The 16,896-nt window shown below is 45.4% G+C and carries 13 protein-coding genes; 12 read left to right on the top strand and 1 reads right to left on the bottom strand.

The annotated features are described in order from the left end of the window. Positions 1-64: 64 nt before the first annotated feature. The 9 genes from BGI33_RS00520 to BGI33_RS00480 all read left to right on the top strand — a co-directional run bounded on the left by BGI33_RS00520 (position 65) and on the right by BGI33_RS00480 (position 11,307). A complete protein-coding gene (locus BGI33_RS00520) occupies positions 65-976 on the top strand; it encodes a D-alanine--D-alanine ligase (protein ID WP_100089433.1) in 912 nt (303 codons plus the stop codon). Beyond that, the gene (locus BGI33_RS00515) at positions 960-1,739 is read left to right on the top strand and encodes a cell division protein FtsQ/DivIB (protein WP_100089432.1); all 780 of its coding nucleotides are present in this window, start codon (positions 960-962) and stop codon (positions 1,737-1,739) included. Before BGI33_RS00520 ends, BGI33_RS00515 begins: the two co-directional genes overlap by 17 nt. A 42-nt stretch (positions 1,740-1,781) precedes the next feature. Next, positions 1,782-3,017, top strand: a complete 1,236-nt coding sequence (gene ftsA, locus BGI33_RS00510) for a cell division protein FtsA (RefSeq protein ID WP_100089469.1) — start codon at positions 1,782-1,784, stop codon at positions 3,015-3,017. Positions 3,018-3,131: 114 nt separating this feature from the next. Continuing rightward, entirely contained in the window at positions 3,132-4,310 is a 1,179-nt protein-coding gene (gene ftsZ, locus BGI33_RS00505) for a cell division protein FtsZ (protein ID WP_100089431.1), read from the top strand. Positions 4,311-4,665: 355 nt separating this feature from the next. Continuing rightward, a complete protein-coding gene (gene parC, locus BGI33_RS00500) occupies positions 4,666-6,984 on the top strand; it encodes a DNA topoisomerase IV subunit A (protein WP_100089430.1) in 2,319 nt (772 codons plus the stop codon). A gap of 6 nt (positions 6,985-6,990) precedes the next feature. Next, a complete protein-coding gene (locus tag BGI33_RS00495) occupies positions 6,991-8,565 on the top strand; it encodes an ATP-binding protein (protein ID WP_100089429.1) in 1,575 nt (524 codons plus the stop codon). Then, a complete protein-coding gene (locus BGI33_RS00490; RefSeq protein ID WP_100089428.1) occupies positions 8,558-10,042 on the top strand; it encodes a sigma-54-dependent transcriptional regulator in 1,485 nt (494 codons plus the stop codon). The genes BGI33_RS00495 and BGI33_RS00490 overlap by 8 nt, the downstream gene beginning before the upstream one ends. A gap of 2 nt (positions 10,043-10,044) precedes the next feature. Further along, positions 10,045-10,803, top strand: coding sequence for a class I SAM-dependent methyltransferase (locus BGI33_RS00485; protein ID WP_100089468.1), 759 nt, complete (start codon positions 10,045-10,047; stop codon positions 10,801-10,803). A 126-nt stretch (positions 10,804-10,929) separates the two neighbouring features. After that, positions 10,930-11,307: a hypothetical protein gene (locus BGI33_RS00480; protein ID WP_100089427.1), complete on the top strand. Its 378-nt coding sequence runs from the start codon at positions 10,930-10,932 to the stop codon at positions 11,305-11,307. 66 nt (positions 11,308-11,373) lie between these two features. Here BGI33_RS00480 and amgK read toward each other — a convergent pair whose 3' ends face one another. Beyond that, complete coding sequence (gene amgK, locus BGI33_RS00475) at positions 11,374-12,378, bottom strand: N-acetylmuramate/N-acetylglucosamine kinase AmgK (protein ID WP_100089426.1); 1,005 nt, start codon at positions 12,376-12,378, stop codon at positions 11,374-11,376. Positions 12,379-12,437: 59 nt separating this feature from the next. Here amgK and BGI33_RS00470 point away from each other — a divergent pair, with 59 nt between their 5' ends. The 3 genes from BGI33_RS00470 (at position 12,438) to pdxA (ending at position 16,845) form a co-directional block, all read left to right on the top strand. After that, positions 12,438-14,771, top strand: coding sequence for an LPS-assembly protein LptD (locus BGI33_RS00470; protein WP_100089425.1), 2,334 nt, complete (start codon positions 12,438-12,440; stop codon positions 14,769-14,771). Then, positions 14,771-15,730 carry a peptidylprolyl isomerase gene (locus BGI33_RS00465; protein ID WP_100089424.1) on the top strand — a complete coding sequence of 320 codons (960 nt, stop codon included), beginning with the start codon at positions 14,771-14,773 and terminating at the stop codon, positions 15,728-15,730. The genes BGI33_RS00470 and BGI33_RS00465 overlap by 1 nt, the downstream gene beginning before the upstream one ends. A 128-nt stretch (positions 15,731-15,858) precedes the next feature. Continuing rightward, positions 15,859-16,845, top strand: coding sequence for a 4-hydroxythreonine-4-phosphate dehydrogenase PdxA (gene pdxA, locus BGI33_RS00460; RefSeq protein ID WP_100089467.1), 987 nt, complete (start codon positions 15,859-15,861; stop codon positions 16,843-16,845). The last annotated feature ends 51 nt before the right edge of the window (positions 16,846-16,896 follow it).

Below are 16,896 nucleotides of genomic sequence, written 5' to 3'. Positions count from 1 at the left end.
TGCTGACAGCTTATTTTTTATCTAGACTGTAGTCGCAAAAAGAACAACAGGATTAATTACAGTAATGAATGATTTTGGTAAAGTCGCCGTGCTGATGGGCGGCTTCTCCAGTGAACGCGAGGTTTCACTGGCAAGTGGCGCGGCAATTCTGACGGCACTGAAAAGTCGTGGTATCGATGCACATGTTTTTGACCCGTCTGAGCGGCCATTGTCTGAGCTGGTCAGTGCTGGTTTTAACCGAGCCTTTAATATCCTGCATGGCTCTTATGGTGAAGATGGGGTAGTGCAGGGTGCGCTGGAGGCTTTGGGTATTCCTTATACCGGTTGTGGAGTGGCTGCCAGTGCTCTGGGCATGGACAAGTTTCGCAGCCGTCTGGTCTGGCAGGGAGTTGGTTTGCCTTGTGTCCCGTTTATCGTATTACAGGATGACAGTGATTTTGCAGCAGTAGAAGAAAAACTGGGTTTGCCGCTGTTTGTCAAACCAGCAGCAGAGGGCAGTAGTGTTGGTGTGATTAAAATCAGGCAGGCTGGTGAACTGGCACAGGTTTATCAGCAGCTGAAACAGTATCACGGTGAAATTCTGGCCGAACGGGCAATTGAAGGTGGTGAATATACCTGCGGGATTCTTGGTGAACAGGTATTACCGAGTATACGTATTGTACCGGCAACAGAATTTTATGATTATGAAGCCAAGTATCACCGTGATGACACCGAATATTTGTGCCCGGCAGACTTGACTTTGCCAGACGAACAGTACATGCGTGATTTAACAGCCCGCGCCTTTAAGGCACTGGGCGGGCGTGGCTGGGGGCGGGTAGATTTCCTGCGTGATGTTGATGGCACTATCTATATTCTGGAAGTAAATACTGTGCCCGGCATGACCGCACACAGTCTGGTGCCCAAAGCAGCACGTGAAATTGGCTTGAGTTTTGAAGATTTGTGTGTTGAAATTTTAAGTCATGCGACTTTGGGATAATGCGCAAGCCTTGAAACGGCTCTATCGCTGGTTATATGTGTGTGTATTGTCTTGCCTGCTGGCTGCGGGTGGAACATGGCTGGTGCATTCTCCCTACTTTCCAGTGCGGCAGGTTCAGGTAGTACAGCCGTTGAAGTATTTGCAGTCAGCTGAAATTGAAAAAATCAGCCGTCAGTATTTGCAGGGTAATATTTTTACGGTGAATGTAAGTGCTGCGCAGGCGGCGCTGGCCAAACTTCCATGGGTAGCCAAGGTTCAGGTAAAGCGGGTATGGCCGGATACTGTGCAGCTGGATATTAAGGAACGTATACCGGTAGCGCGCTGGAATGCACAGCAGATGGTGGATATGGACGGGCAGCTATTTAATGCCACAGCGCAGGAACAGCTACCTTTGTTTGTCGGAACCAATGCTTCTGCTCGCTACATGACTGTACATTTGTTAACATTCGAGAGTTTGTTGCAACCGACCGGTCTGCATATTCAAAAATTGCAGTTAAGTGACCGTTCTGCCTGGCAGTTAATATTAGCTAACGGTATTACCTTGCGGCTGGGACGGGAAAAAGCAGAGCAGCGTCTGGCTAATTTTGTCTGGGCATGGCAACAGGTATTGCGAAATCAGGCCAGGAATATTGATTATGTAGATCTGCGTTACCCAGATGGTTTTGCATTACGATATAAAAATAGAACTGTTTCAGCCCCTGCTGGCGTTAACGCAACAGATGCTGCCGCAGCGATGGATCAGCATGAAGTACAAGTGAATTGATCCAAACCGACCGATTGATTATTTGAATTTAAAGTGATGACCATGGTTAAAGGTAAAAAATACATCAGTGCACTGGATATCGGCACGTCAAAAGTAATTGCCCTTATTGGTGAGGTACAGGAAGACAACGAAATCCATATTGTTGGTTTGGGACAGGCGCCCTCGCGCGGCTTGAAAGCGGGTATGGTGACCAACATCGAAACCACGGCACAGGCAATCAAACAGGCCATGGAAGAAGCGCAGATGATGGCTGATATACAGGTTGACTGTGTCACAACTGGTATTGCTGGCAATCATATTCGCAGTTTTAATTCACAGGGTGTGGTGAAAATCAAGGATGGTGAAGTCAGTCATGCCGATATCGACCGTGCAATTGAAACTGCCAAGGCTGTAAATATTCCGCCAGATCACGATATCTTGCATACTGTGGTGCAGGAATTTATCATTGATAATCAGCCTGGTGTGCGCGAACCAATTGGTATGAGTGGTGTGCGTCTGGATACGCGCATTCACATTATTACCGGTGCTGTTACTGCCATGCAGAACATTCAGAAATGTGTCAATCGATGCGGTTTGCAAATCAGCAAAATGATTTTACAGCCGCTGGCCAGTGGTCAGGCAGTTTTGACTGAAGATGAAAAAGATCTTGGGGTGTGTGTGATTGACATTGGTGGTGGTACAACAGATATCGCAGTGTATACTAATGGTGCTATCCGGCATACCGCAGTCATTCCTGTAGCCGGTGATTTAATTACCAAAGATCTGGCTCAGGCGTTGCGTACACCCCACAGTGCTGCCGAATACATTAAAATCAATCATGGTGTGGCACTGGCTACTATGGATGGTCTGGATGACATGATTGAAGTACCCAGTGTGGGTGACCGCAATCCACGTCAGATTTCACGCCGTACACTGGCCAGTGTGATTGGTCCGCGTGTGGAAGAAATTCTGGAGTTAACACTGAATGAATTACGTCGTTCAGGTTTCCCGGAAGATGTTCTGACCTCGGGTGTGGTTCTGACTGGAGGCGCATCATTATTGCCCGGTATGGTGGAACTGGCGGAGGATGTATTTAATCTGCCCGCACGTATTGGTGTACCGCAGGAAATGGGCGGTGTATCGGAGCGGATTCGCAATCCGCGTTATGCCACGGCGATTGGTCTGTTACAGGCAGCCTGTGAAGATGAAAATAAAACGGATATGCCGGTAGCTGCTGCTACCGAACCAAAAGAGTCATGGCTAAGAAAATTACAGGACTGGTTTAAGAACAATTTTTAACTTAACTCAAATATTAAATGACAGAATTTTTGCGCATTGTATATAAATGTCTATATAATGATAGTTATACAAAAGTCGATGACGTTTATGCGCAGGTTTTGTCAGGAGACATGAATGCAATTGGTATATGATGTTGTGGAGACAGTAGTCGGTGCTGCAGTTATCAAAGTAATTGGTATCGGTGGTGGTGGCTGTAATGCGATTAACAATATGGTTGAAAATGCGGTCGCCGGTATTGAGTTTATTAGTGCCAATACTGACGCACAGTCTTTACAAAACAGTAAAGCCTCAAAACGCATTCAGCTAGGTAATAATCTGACCCGTGGCCTCGGGGCAGGTGCGGATCCGGAAATTGGCCGAAATGCAGCCATGGAAGACCGTGAAGCACTGTCGGATGCGATCCGTGGTGCCAATATGCTGTTTATCACCACAGGTATGGGTGGTGGTACGGGTACGGGAGCAGCACCAGTAGTAGCTGAGCTGGCCAAGGAAATGGGCATTTTGACTGTTGCCGTGGTTACCCGTCCTTTTGAATATGAAGGTAAACGCATTCAGGTAGCCAATAACGGGATTGAAATTCTGAAAAACACCGTTGACTCTCTGATTGTGATCCCAAATGACAAGCTGATGTCAGCGCTGGGTGAAGATGTGAGTATGCGTGAAGCTTTCCGCGCGGCAGACAATGTATTGCGCAATGCTGTAGCAGGGATTGCGGAAGTCATCACCAATCCGGGCATTATTAATCTGGACTTTGCCGATGTAAAAAATGTAATGAGCATCATGGGCATGGCAATGATGGGTTCCGGCAGTGCGCATGGTGTTGACCGTGCTCGTATTGCTACCGAACAGGCTATTGCCAGCCCACTGCTGGATGACGTTACTTTGGATGGTGCACAAGGTGTTCTGGTTAACATTACTACTGCGCCGGGTTGCCTGAAAATGTCTGAATACAAGGAAATCATGTGCATGATTGATGAATATGCGCATGATGACGCAGCCCTGAAATATGGTACATCTGAAGACGCAAGCATGGAAGAGGGTGAAATCCGGGTAACCATCATTGCTACTGGTTTGCAGGAACAGAAAGTTTTACACCATCAGCAGCCAAGTAGTCTGCGTGTGCTGCAGACTGTACAGTCTACTGGTACAGACGATGCCTATCCGGATATTGGTAGTGTGGTACGTTCTGGCCGCAGTGCGCGAAGCATGAATCTGGCCGCTGCTGATTTTTCTAATCAGTCTGTGCTGGATGATTTTGAAATTCCGGCAGTTATCCGTCGACAGGCTGATTGATATTCCATAGGTATCGGAGCTGTCCAGAATAAATTCTGGACAGCTTTTTTTCATTGTCTGAAAATAAAAAATGTTGTTTAAAGTGATAAATTGTTAAAAAAGAAAAAATCATTCATAAAACTAAGAGGCTGTGCCCGCTATTCAAATGCAAAATCAGACCGTGCGCAGAATCTATATGGTATGAAAATTACCGGTAGTTTTAACGTATTAATATCTGCTTTTATGCTGCTGATATTCAGCCATTACCTTGTAATCAAATCAAAATCAGGCAGTTTTGGGAATAAGACGGAAATCCCTTACAATAGATAGCCTGAGTAATCTGTTTCAGATAAAAATTTAGTGAAGTCAAAATGATATGAGTGAAGTAATCCAACAATCAGACCGTGGTGACGATTATCTGTTATTGGGGCAGTATGCCGAACGTGCTTACCTTGCCTATGCCATGAGTGTGGTAAAAGGACGGGCGTTGCCTGATGTAGCAGATGGTCAGAAACCAGTGCAACGGCGCATTCTGTATGCCATGAAAGATATGGGGCTGGTACATGGAGCCAAGCCTGTAAAGTCGGCACGTGTGGTGGGTGAAATTCTGGGTAAATATCATCCGCATGGTGACGCATCTGCTTATGATGCGATGGTACGGATGGCTCAGGATTTTACCTTGCGCTACCCCCTGATTGACGGGATTGGTAATTTTGGCTCCCGCGATGGCGATAGTGCTGCGGCCATGCGCTATACCGAAGCACGATTAACACCGATTGCTGAATTATTGTTGTCAGAAATCGATATGGGCACAGTGGATTTTATTCCCAATTATGATGGTGCCTTTGTTGAACCCACAGTATTGCCGGCACGATTGCCAATGATATTGCTCAATGGTGCTTCCGGTATTGCAGTAGGGTTGGCAACTGAAATTCCTTCACATAATCTGCGTGAGGTCAGTGCTGCTGCTGTGGCATTGTTGAAACAGCCAGCTCTGGATACAGCAGCATTAATGCAATATTTGCCTGGTCCTGACTTTGCTGGCGGCGGACAGATTATTACCGCGCCGGAAGATATTCAGACAATTTATGCACAGGGTAAGGGCAGTATCCGGGTACGTGCACGTTATGAAATTGAAAAACTGGCACGCGGGCACTGGCGTGCTATAGTTACCGAATTGCCGCCAGGTACTTCTGCGCAGAAAATTCTGGCAGAGATAGAAGAACAGACTAATCCGAAGCCCAAAACTGGCAAAAAAAATCTGACGCAGGAGCAGCAAAATACACGTACCCTGATGTTATCACTGTTGGAAAGGGTACGTGATGAGTCAGATGGGCAAGCTCCAGTGCGCTTGGTGTTTGAACCTAAATCCAGTCGTCTGCAACCGGAAGAGTTTATGAATACTCTGCTGGCACAAACCAGCCTCGAAGGCAATGTGTCAGTTAATCTGGTTATGATGGGACAGAATAATAAACCGGCACAAAAAAATCTATACCAGATTCTGCGTGAATGGCTGGATTTTCGTATTCTGACCGTCACCCGACGCTTGCAATACCGATTGCAGCAAGTAGAAAAACGTATTCATATACTGCAAGGCAGGCAGACAGTTTTTCTGCACATTGATGAAGTTATTCGGGTTATCCGTGAATCAGATGAACCAAAACATGAACTGATTTCTACGTTTGGTTTAAGCGAAATACAGGCAGATGATATTCTGGAAATCCGTTTACGCCAGTTGGCCAGACTGGAATGGATTAAGCTGGAAACTGAACTGAACAAACTGCAACAGGAACGTGGACAGTTAACCACCTTGTTAGAGGATGAAAAAGCCAAGAAACGTCTGGTTATCAAAGAAATAGAGGCAGATACCAAAATTTATGGTGATGAGCGGCGCACACTTATTCAACCCGCTGAGCGGGCCACACTTACCCAGACTACTGCTGACGAACCGGTAACACTGGTATTGTCCCAGAAAGGTTGGTTGAAAACGCGGGTAGGGCATAATCTGGATTTAAGCCAGACCACTTTCAAGGAAGGTGATGGTCTGTTGCAGGCGGTGGAAGGGCGTACGGTATGGCCGGTGATATTACTCGACTCAAATGGGCGTGCCTACAGCGTAGATGCAGCCAGTATTCCCGGCGGACGTGGTGATGGTGTACCAGCCGGCTCGCTGGTTGAGCTGGATAAGGGAGCGAGAATAGTGGCTATGCTTAGTGCCTTACCCCAGCAGCACTATGTGCTTGCCAACAGTGGCGGATATGGTTTTGTAGTTGCATTCAAGGACCTGGTTAGCCGTACTAAAAACGGCAAGGTAATCATGACTGTCAATGGTGATGAAACCTTGTTGCCACCACTGCCAGTACCGGCTGATTGTTTGGCTGTCACTGGTAATACTCAGCTTATTGCCGTTTCCAGCGCCAACCGTCTGCTGGCTTTCCCGCTGCATGAACTAAAAATCATGACTAAAGGCCGTGGCCTGCAAATCATGAGTTTGCCGACTGATGACAATCTGCATTATCTTGTGCTGACGGATGCAGCAGAATTTACGCTGGAAACACAGGGTAAACGCGGCGGACGTTATCAGGAAATTTTACGCGTGCAGGATATCAGCAACAAGCGTGGACATAAAGGCAAAGAATTAAGCGTTACTGGTGATATTGTTGCTGTATATGGTGATTTAAATAACGGAAATTAAGCTGGTATGAAAAACCGCATAAATGACTGGCCGCAATATCTGGACAGGCTTGCTGCACTGCTCAATATTGCCCGCATGAGCCTGCTGTTTTCTATCATGACGTTTTATGTGCTGACCCAGAGCATGGATGAACTGGGTTCGGCCGTACCGATATTCAATAAAATTGAACTTTATAGCTGGGCAACACTATACGCATTTCTGATATTGTTTTCCATGCTGGTGCCACGCTGGCAGAATCAGCAGGATGCGTTACCAAATGTTAATGCTGTGGTAGACATCACCATGATTGCCTGGCTGATGAGCATGGGTGGCGGTGTAGGCAGTGGTTTTGGTATTTTGCTGTTGCCATTTGTGGGTTCGGCCTGTCTGTTCAGCCGTGGCCGTTATCCGATGATTTATGCAGGCTATGTTACTTTGCTGATCATTATCATGACTTGGTTACAGATAAGTCGCGATGGTTTTGAAAATATCAGTATGCGGGTATGTACCATAGCTGTTACGCTAATCGCTGCTGTCTATTTCGTGGCCTGTCTGACCGCCTATGTTGCTACTTCGCTGGCGCGTTCGCAAAACCTGCAATATCAGCAATCGCAAATGCTGGATAGTTACCGCCACTTGCTTGATCGTGCATTCAATTATGTACAGGAAGGTGTGGTAGTACTGGATGAAAGTGGTCTGGTATGGTTAATCAACCGTAAAGCGCAGAATTATTTTCCGATGCTGGTGGCTGATACACGCACGGCACTATTTCGTCAGGTTATGCAGTACTGGCACACGGAGCAGAAAAATATTTTTGAAATGAACTGTACGCTGAATGGCTGGCCGATGCGGGTGCATGCACGGCTGCTGCAGGAGGCTAATACCCCTTTATTGATGCTGTCAATGCGCTCACGTACAGAAGTTGATCAGGAGGCTATGGCAATCAAACTGGCTTCATTAGGACAATTAACGGCCAATCTGGCACATGAAATCCGTAATCCGATGTCAGCAGTGCGTCAGGCCAATGAACTATTACAGGAAGAAGAACACGACCCAGTACGGCTGAAACTATTTCATATTGTGGATAATAATATCGGCCGTATTGATAAAATGCTCGAAGACATCAGCATGTTGAATAAGCGTGATAAAAAAAATAAGCAGGCAATTGATTTACGCGTTTTCTGGTCTGCATTTGTACAGGAATTTGTGTTGATTAAGCCACAGGCTGTAAATTGTATTCAATTGGAAGTCGACAGTGCTCATTTGATTGTCTGGTGTGATTCAGTACATTTACAGCAGATTATGTGGAATCTGATGAATAATGCCTGGCGCCACAGTTTGCAGGATAGACAGGCTATTCGAGTGGTTATTCAAAAACAGGCACAGCAGCAAATTTCGATTACAGTAATAGATAATGGTGCAGGTGTAAGTACTGAAAACCAATTACACCTGTTTGAACCATTTTTTACAACTGAAGCCAGCGGGACGGGACTGGGGCTGTATGTAGCGCGTGAACTTGCTCAGGCCAACCATGGCCAGTTAAATTATCGCCCACAGTTGAATGGATTTGAACTGACATTGCCAAGGATGGTTAATGAATAGCCACATAGATTTAAAAAAGCCAGTATTAGTGATAGACGATGAAGCTGATATTCGTGATTTGATGGAATTAACCCTAATTAAAATGGGTTTATCCGTACAAACTGCTGCGGGCGTGGCTGAAGCCAAAAAGGCTTTACGTAACCATGCCTTTTCATTGGTACTCACGGATATGCGTATGCCGGATGGTTCCGGTCTGGAAATTGTTGATTATATTACCGCCCAGAATCTGGATATTCCGATTGCGGTGATTACAGCCTACGGGAATGCTGCACAGGCTGTAGAGGCACTGAAAAATGGTGCTTTCGACTATTTGCAAAAACCGATTACTCTGGCACAACTGCGTACTCTGGTTAAGTCTGTGATTACAATTAATAATAATGCTGCCGAAACCGAGCCAGGCAGTAAAATGGCAACAGAACCGCAACAGTCTGATAAGAAACTGAAAAATAAACCAGCTTCCGGCAAGGTCAGCGAAATACAAACATCTGCACGTGAGCGCTTACTGGGTAATTCACCGTTAATCGCAGAAGTGCGGGAACTTATCGGTAAACTGGCCAAAAGTAATGTACCAGTATACATCGCAGGAGAATCCGGCAGTGGTAAAGAGCAGGCAGCACGCAGTATTCATGAGCAGTCGGCCCGCAGAGATAAGGCGTTTGTTGCGGTAAATTGCGGAGCCATACCAGAAGCGCTGATGGAAAGTGAATTTTTTGGTTATAAAAAAGGCAGCTTTACCGGTGCCGATACTGATAGAGCAGGTTTTTTCCTGCATGCTGATGGCGGTACATTATTTCTGGATGAAGTGGCTGATTTACCATTATCGATGCAGGTTAAATTGCTGCGTGCCATTCAGGAACGTGCCGTACGCCGGATTGGCGAGATGGAAGAAAAGCAGGTTGATGTGCGCATTATCTGTGCAACACATAAAGATTTGAATGCTCTGGTTGAGTCGGGACAGTTTCGGCAGGACTTATTTTACCGTCTAAATGTGGTATCCATTACTATGCCGCCTTTACGTGAATTACGTGATGATTTGCCGCAGTTGATTCAGGTTTTGTTGCAGCGAATTTTACACGACGAAACCATGACATTGACTGCTGCTGCTGAAAAAGCCCTGTTGCAATACAGCTATCCGGGCAATTTTCGCGAACTGGAAAATATTCTGGAACGTGCTATTGCCTTATCCAAAAATCAGATTATAGAAGTTGACGATTTACAGATTCATAGTCATCAACTGGATGCACAGAGTACTGTATCTACCGACAGTAGCAGCAACTTATCGCCAGACAGCCATGCATTGCCTCAGGATTTTCAGTTTGGACATACTCAGATACAGGATTATCTGGACGATGTAGAACGACATATCTTGCAGCAGGCATTGGTACAAACCCGCTATAACCGCACGCAGGCGGCCAAATTGCTGGGTATTAGCTTTCGATCCATGCGTTACCGGATGGAACGGTTGGGTATTGCCTGATGATGCAATCACTGGTTTTGACTGGTCAGATAACAGACCTAACGAATCTGCCCACCCATTTGAAGAATTTGTTCGCCACTGAAAAGTTACATTACCAGCCGCAGCCACCTGCACAAGGATTGTATCTCCTATACGAAGACAGTGGTCTTGCTCTGGCTAAAGCGGGACATAAGGGTGTAGTGCGTGTGGATTTTGTACAGGGTACGGCGCGACACCGGCGTCTATTTGGCGGAGGGGAATTACTAGCACGCGCGATTCAGGCTAAAAATCAGCCGTTTGTATGGGATGCCACTGGAGGTTTAGGCCGTGATGCATTTGTAATGGCCTCACTGGGTTTAGAAGTTGTGGTGTTCGAACACAATCCCTATGTTTATGCCTTGTTAGCAGATGGCTTGCAGCGTGCACAGGCAGATGAGCAAACAACATCGATAGTACAACGGATTAGTCTGCATTATGGTAGTATTATTTTGTTGCAAACGGAGCAAAAGCAGATACCATTACCCGATGTGGTGTATCTGGATCCGATGTATCCACAAAAGCAGAAATCAGCAGCAGTAAAAAAGGAAATGGCCTATTTTCATGAATTACTTGGCACTGCTGATGCGCATAATGATAAGGCTTTACTGCTGGCCGCACAAAAGTTTGCTCAAAAGCGGGTTGTGGTAAAACGGCCGGCTAATGGTGTGGTTTTGGCAGAAAAAATACCAGCGTTTCAGTATTTAGGCAAAACCACGCGATTCGACGGATATATACCTTTGTAATTTAAGAAAAAATATGTTTTTATTTAACAGGATTATTTAGCTAGCAATATATTTTGTACCATTGAAGTAAGTATCTCTGAAAAATTAAAGCTAGGAACAGAATTTTGTGGCGAAATAAAATTTACCGTGGCAGATGTTGAAAAATATTATCATGCACTGAAAAAAATGTTTGCTAATAAGGTGTTTGGAAAAATCCGTTCTGATCCAGTGTCTAAAAAATTTTATCAAAATGAAATAGATAATCTGCAAAATTCACACCGGCAGAATTTAATTGCATTAGAGAATAAACAACAATTACATCATGTCGCGAAGCTAACATTAGAAAGACAGTTCAATCTGTTAAATATAGAACATGAAAAAATCAAAGCTGAAATGTCTAACTTACAAAGTTTAATGGAACAAATGCGACAAAGAGAATGGTATTTGAATAACAGATTAAATTACTATACAACAATGGGATTCTGGCAAAAACTTAAATTGTTATTTCAAAATCCTGTTGATTAGATTAAAAAAGCTGCTTACAGATAAAGCAGCTTGGATATTTTTATTTTTCAGATGTGGCTGACCATTTCAGAAAGTGTAACCGGTCTGGACTTCTTCGGCTCCTATCAGCTCGGTTATTAATTGCAGTAATGGGCGCAATTCATGATAACGGCGGCTGGTCTTACGCAAGTATTTCAGGAAACGATGAATTTCACCGCGATATTTGTCTTTACCATCGCGATAATACAAGCGGGCAAAGATACCGGCTACTTTCAGATGGCGCTGCACGCCCATCCATTCAAATTCACGGTAAAACTGATCAAAATCAGTACGCACTGGCAGCCCGGCAGCCCGTGCTTTTTCCCAGTAACGAATGACAATATCAAGGACAAATTCTTCATCCCATTCGATAAAGGCATCACGTAATAACGATACCAAATCATAAGTAATCGGGCCATACAATGCATCCTGAAAATCCAGAATACCGGGGCGGTCATGGGTGAGCATTATATTGCGCACAATGTAATCGCGATGCACATAAACCTGTGGCTGGGCCAGAATAACGGGTAGAATAGTGGTAACGCTTTGCTGCCACAGTTGTTGCTGCTTTTCAGTTAAAGACAGACCAAGCTCTTTCTGAACATACCATTCAGGAAAGAGTTGCATTTCACGCTTTAATACAGCTTCATCATATACCGGAAGCTGATCAGGAAGACTGGCTGTTTGCAGTTTGATGAGTTCATCAATCGCTTCCAGCAATAATATTTTGTGTACTTCAGTACGTTTATCCTGTTCCAGTGCAGCCAGATAGGGTGTATTGCCAAAGTCTTCCAGAGCCATAAATCCCAATTGCTCATCTGCATGATAAATTTCTGGTACGTTGATGGCCTGAAAAAGTTTCTGAACTTTCATATAAGGCTGAATACTCATTTTATCCGGAGGCGCATCCATGCAGATTACTGTGTGGCCATCGTTAAACGTAGCACGAAAATAGCGCCGGAAATCAGCATCGGCAGCAGCGAAGCTTAGAGCAAAATCCTGTTGTGGATAGCAGGTATGAAACCATTTTTTTAATGCAGATTCTCGTTGCATGACATTTTTCAGGTTAAAATAAACGCTATTTTAACTGGCAAAGCCGTTAAGGTGATACTTTGTCCTACTTATTCTCTCCCAAACCATTGGTTCTGGCACTAACAACGGTTTTTTGTGCCTTACCTGGACTTGCTTTTGCTGCCTCTCCCTTATCTATGGGTGAGGGCAATGTCTGTACAGCGCCACAGCGGCCGAAAAATTTTGTCAAACCAGTGCAGAGCAGTGGCGAAGCCAACCCCGGTACCGATGTTACACGGGTAGTGGCTGATGATGTCAACGGACAGTCACAGGTTCAGGTACATGCCAAAGGCAATGTCATTATAGAGCGTAATGATGTTACCCTGAATTCAGACTGGGCTGATTATGATCAGCAGACGCAGATTATTAAAGCAGGTGATCACTTCACACTGGATAATGGTCAGGGGCGTGTTACGGGTGAACATGTAACCTACGACATGGCTAAAGGTACGGGTGTAGGTGATGCTGGACGCTTTGAGATGGAAAAGGACAATCGGCGTTTACAAGGTGTTGGTGATGAAATACAGATGGGTGGCAAAAATCGCTACCGTCTGCAAAGTGCCAAATTCAATACCTGTAATCCGGGTGACGACAGCTGGTATATCCGCTCCGGTAGTATTGATCTGGATTACGACAAAAATGTTGGTGTGGCGCGTAATGCAACGCTGGTGTTTGGTGGGGTACCACTGTTTTACACACCATGGATTGATTTCTCGTTAAACGGCAGCCGTAAAAGCGGTTTTCTGGCACCTACTATCAAGGGCGGTTCTGATGGCTTTGAACTAATGACCCCCTATTACCTGAATCTGGCGCCCAACTATGATGCGACTATTCGTCCGCATTTTATCAGCAGCCGTGGTATACAGCTGGGTGGTGATTTTCGCTATCTGCAACCCAAATATCAGGGACAGCTTAGTGCCGACTGGGTACCTAGTGACCAGAAAAGCAGTCACAAAAATCGTGCAGAAATCGATTTTACGCATACCCAGCAACTGGCAAAGGGGTTAACAGGGGGCATTGATTACCATCAGGTTTCAGATGATGATTACCGCCGTGATTTCTGGCATGGTGACAGTGGTAGTGTTAATCTGAACCGGCAGGCATGGCTGAATTACCATCAGGATTTATGGGGTGGTACTTTTGATGGCAATTTAATGGTACAGAAATACCAAACTCTGGCTTCCACCAGTGGTTATAAAGATCAGCCCTATTCACGTTTGCCTCATCTCTCTGCTACCTGGAATCGTTATTTTGGCAATCACTACACGGTTAATGTGTATGCAGAGGCAACCCATTTTGAAGGTCGACAAACTGGGCATAAAGATTGGCTGTATAAATACCCCAACGGCACTCGTCTGGTGTTATTGCCAGCCTTTACGGCTGATTATGCCAACAGCTGGGGTTATGTTCGGCCGAAACTGAGTTTTCATGCCACTCATTATGATATGAGCAGGCAGAATAATCAGGATAGCCGCAGTATGGATCGGGCTGTGCCAATACTCAGTGTAGACTCAGGTGTGACGTTTGAGCGCTTGTGGAAAACCCGCCGTTTGCATAAAGGCTTTATCCAGACGCTGGAACCACGCCTGTTTTATACCTACATTCCGAAACGGAATCAGGATGATATGCCGCTGTTTGATACTGCTGAAAACAGCTTTACTTACGACCAACTATTCCGTGAAAACCGCTATTCCGGTCAGGACAGAATCAATGCGGCCAATTTTCTGACCACAGCACTACAATCACGCGTATACGACAGCACCAGTGGTATAGAGCGTTTTGCTGCCGGTATTGGTCAGCGTTTTTATTTCAGTGATGATAATGTTAAACTGAATGACAACACCCCAAAAAATAAAGAACGCAAACGTTCAGATATAGTTGCTTTCGGCCGTGCTGCCCTGAGTAATCATATTACGGCTGAATCCAAATGGCATTACAATCAGGATTTGAAAACATCTGAAAGTTATAATTTTGGCATCCGCTATACGCCCAAACCGGGTAAAACCGTAAGCGTACGCTATAAATATGGGCGTGACGAAAATTTATATGATGATGTTTATGGCAAAATGCGGGCAATCGATGTCGGCGTACAGTGGCCATTAACCCGCAACTACTATCTGGTTGCCAGACAAAACTACGATATTACTCACAGCACTACCCTGAATCAGACAGTAGGTTTTGAATACCAGAGTCCATGTCATTGCTGGAGTGCTGGTCTGGTAGGTACGCGTTATACAGATGACTACCAAAAACGCAAAACCGCCGTATTATTTCAATTACAGCTGCGTGATCTGACTGGAGTAGGTAACGGGCCACTCAATCAGCTTAGTTCGCAAATCCCCGGTTACAGCAATACATATGAGGTAAAACATTAATGAAACGCATACATACTTGGCTGACAGCAACCATGCTGGCTGTTTCCTTACCTTCAGCACTGGCACTGGATATTAAACCAGTCGATAACATTATCGCTATTGTCAATGATGATGTAATTACACGGCAGGAGCTAGATATGGTTACTGCCCAGATGCGCTCACAATTGCCAAATGGTCAGAATATCAGCATTGCAGATTTGCAACAGCAGGCACTGGCGCAGCTGATACGTAAAGATTTACTGGTGCAGGCAGCCAAACGTGCCAATATCCGTTTGAGTGATGCTGATATAAATGAAGCAATTGAACAGTTTGCAGCACAACGGCACATGAGTGTTAATGAATTGATTCAGCGCATTGCTAAAGAAGGTATTAACGAAAAACACTTACGCCGTACCATGACTGAAAACCTGCTGGCACAGAAAATTGAACAGAGCGAAGTAATGGGTAAAAGTCAGGTAAGTGATGCGGAAATTGATGATGCTATTGCCCGTGCACAGCAGGAAGGTCGGCAATTACCACCGCCAGTGACTGCCTATTCCTATCATGTACAACATATTCTGCTGAAAAACGATAACGATATTACGCGTAAACTGATTGAGCAGATTGCCCAGCAGGCACGTTCTGGTGCCTCATTTGAGCAGTTGGCACGGCAATATTCTCAGGATGGCAGCGCGCAGAATGGTGGTGATCTGGGCTGGATTATAGATGGAGAAACTGTACCGCCATTTGAAGCTGCCGTGAAATCATTGCAGCCTGGACAGATATCCATGCCAGTACGTACCCAGTTTGGCTGGCATGTGATTCGTCTGGTAGACGTGAGAAGTAATGACAGCCCACAGGAGCGCCAGCGTAATGGCATGCGTGCAGTGCTGGTACAGGAAAAACGCGAGATTTTATTACAGAATTTCCTCAAACAGCTGCATGATCAGGCCTATATCAATATCCGTCCTCTGGACTGATGCTTCTAAAGCAGGCTAATCCACACATCTGGCAGCCAGATTAGCAACTGTTCTATGCATTCTGGCTGTAAACTATGTTTTATTGACATCCCAGTAGCTAATGCAGACAGAATACTGATATGTATCACATGAATAACCAGCCAGTTATTGCTGTTACCAGTGGTGAACCAGCAGGCATCGGCCCCGACATTTGTCTGGATCTGGCTGCCTGTGCATTACCGGTACGCATAGTGGTATTGGGGGATATACTGCTATTACAGAAGCGGGCGGCACTACTGGGTAAAAGTGTAACTATCCAGCCTTATCAGCCTGAGGGTAAATCTGTACCCGGGACACTGGAAGTGTGTCACATTCCGGTTCAGGTGCTGGCGCAAGCCGGAATATTAAATGTGCACAATGCTGCTTATGTTTTGCAGTTGCTGGACAGAGCATATATCGGTATTCAGCAGGGTGAATTTGCTGCCATGGTGACTGCTCCGGTGCATAAAGGAATCATCAACGACAGTGGTATCCCTTTTAGTGGTCACACAGAATATCTGGCCGCTAAAAGTGCAACGTCACGGGTAGTAATGATGCTTGCCGGCGGTGGTTTGAAAGTGGCCTTGGCTACTACCCATTTACCGCTGCGAAACGTAGCAGATGCCCTGACAACAGAGCTTTTAACTGAAGTATTAACCATTCTGCATCGCGATTTACAGCAAAAATTTGGCCTGCTACAGCCACGTATTCTAGTTGCAGGGCTCAATCCACATGCTGGTGAAAACGGCCATCTGGGGCATGAGGAAAATAACATTATTATGCCGGTAATCCACCAGCTACAGCAGCAAGGCATGAAAATCACCGGGCCATTTCCGGCAGATACCTTGTTTCAGCCTTTTATGCTCAAGCAGGCTGATACTGTTCTGGCCATGTATCATGATCAGGGTTTGCCAGTATTAAAATATGCAAGTTTTGGTGAGGGTGTGAATATTACCTTGGGATTGCCTTTTATCCGTACTTCAGTAGATCATGGCACGGCACTGGATATTGCTGGTACAGGCAAAGCTACCAGTAGCAGCCTGTTTGCTGCAATTGATGCCGCAGTGGGCATGAGCGAGTACTGGAAGCTTAATTAGTATGCCCACCCGTATTTGATAAATACCGGCAGACATCATAAAATCTAAATT

This window comes from Snodgrassella alvi (assembly GCF_002777425.1).
Lineage (GTDB): Bacteria > Pseudomonadota > Gammaproteobacteria > Burkholderiales > Neisseriaceae > Snodgrassella > Snodgrassella alvi_B.
This window is presented reverse-complemented; position numbering and strand designations above follow the sequence as displayed.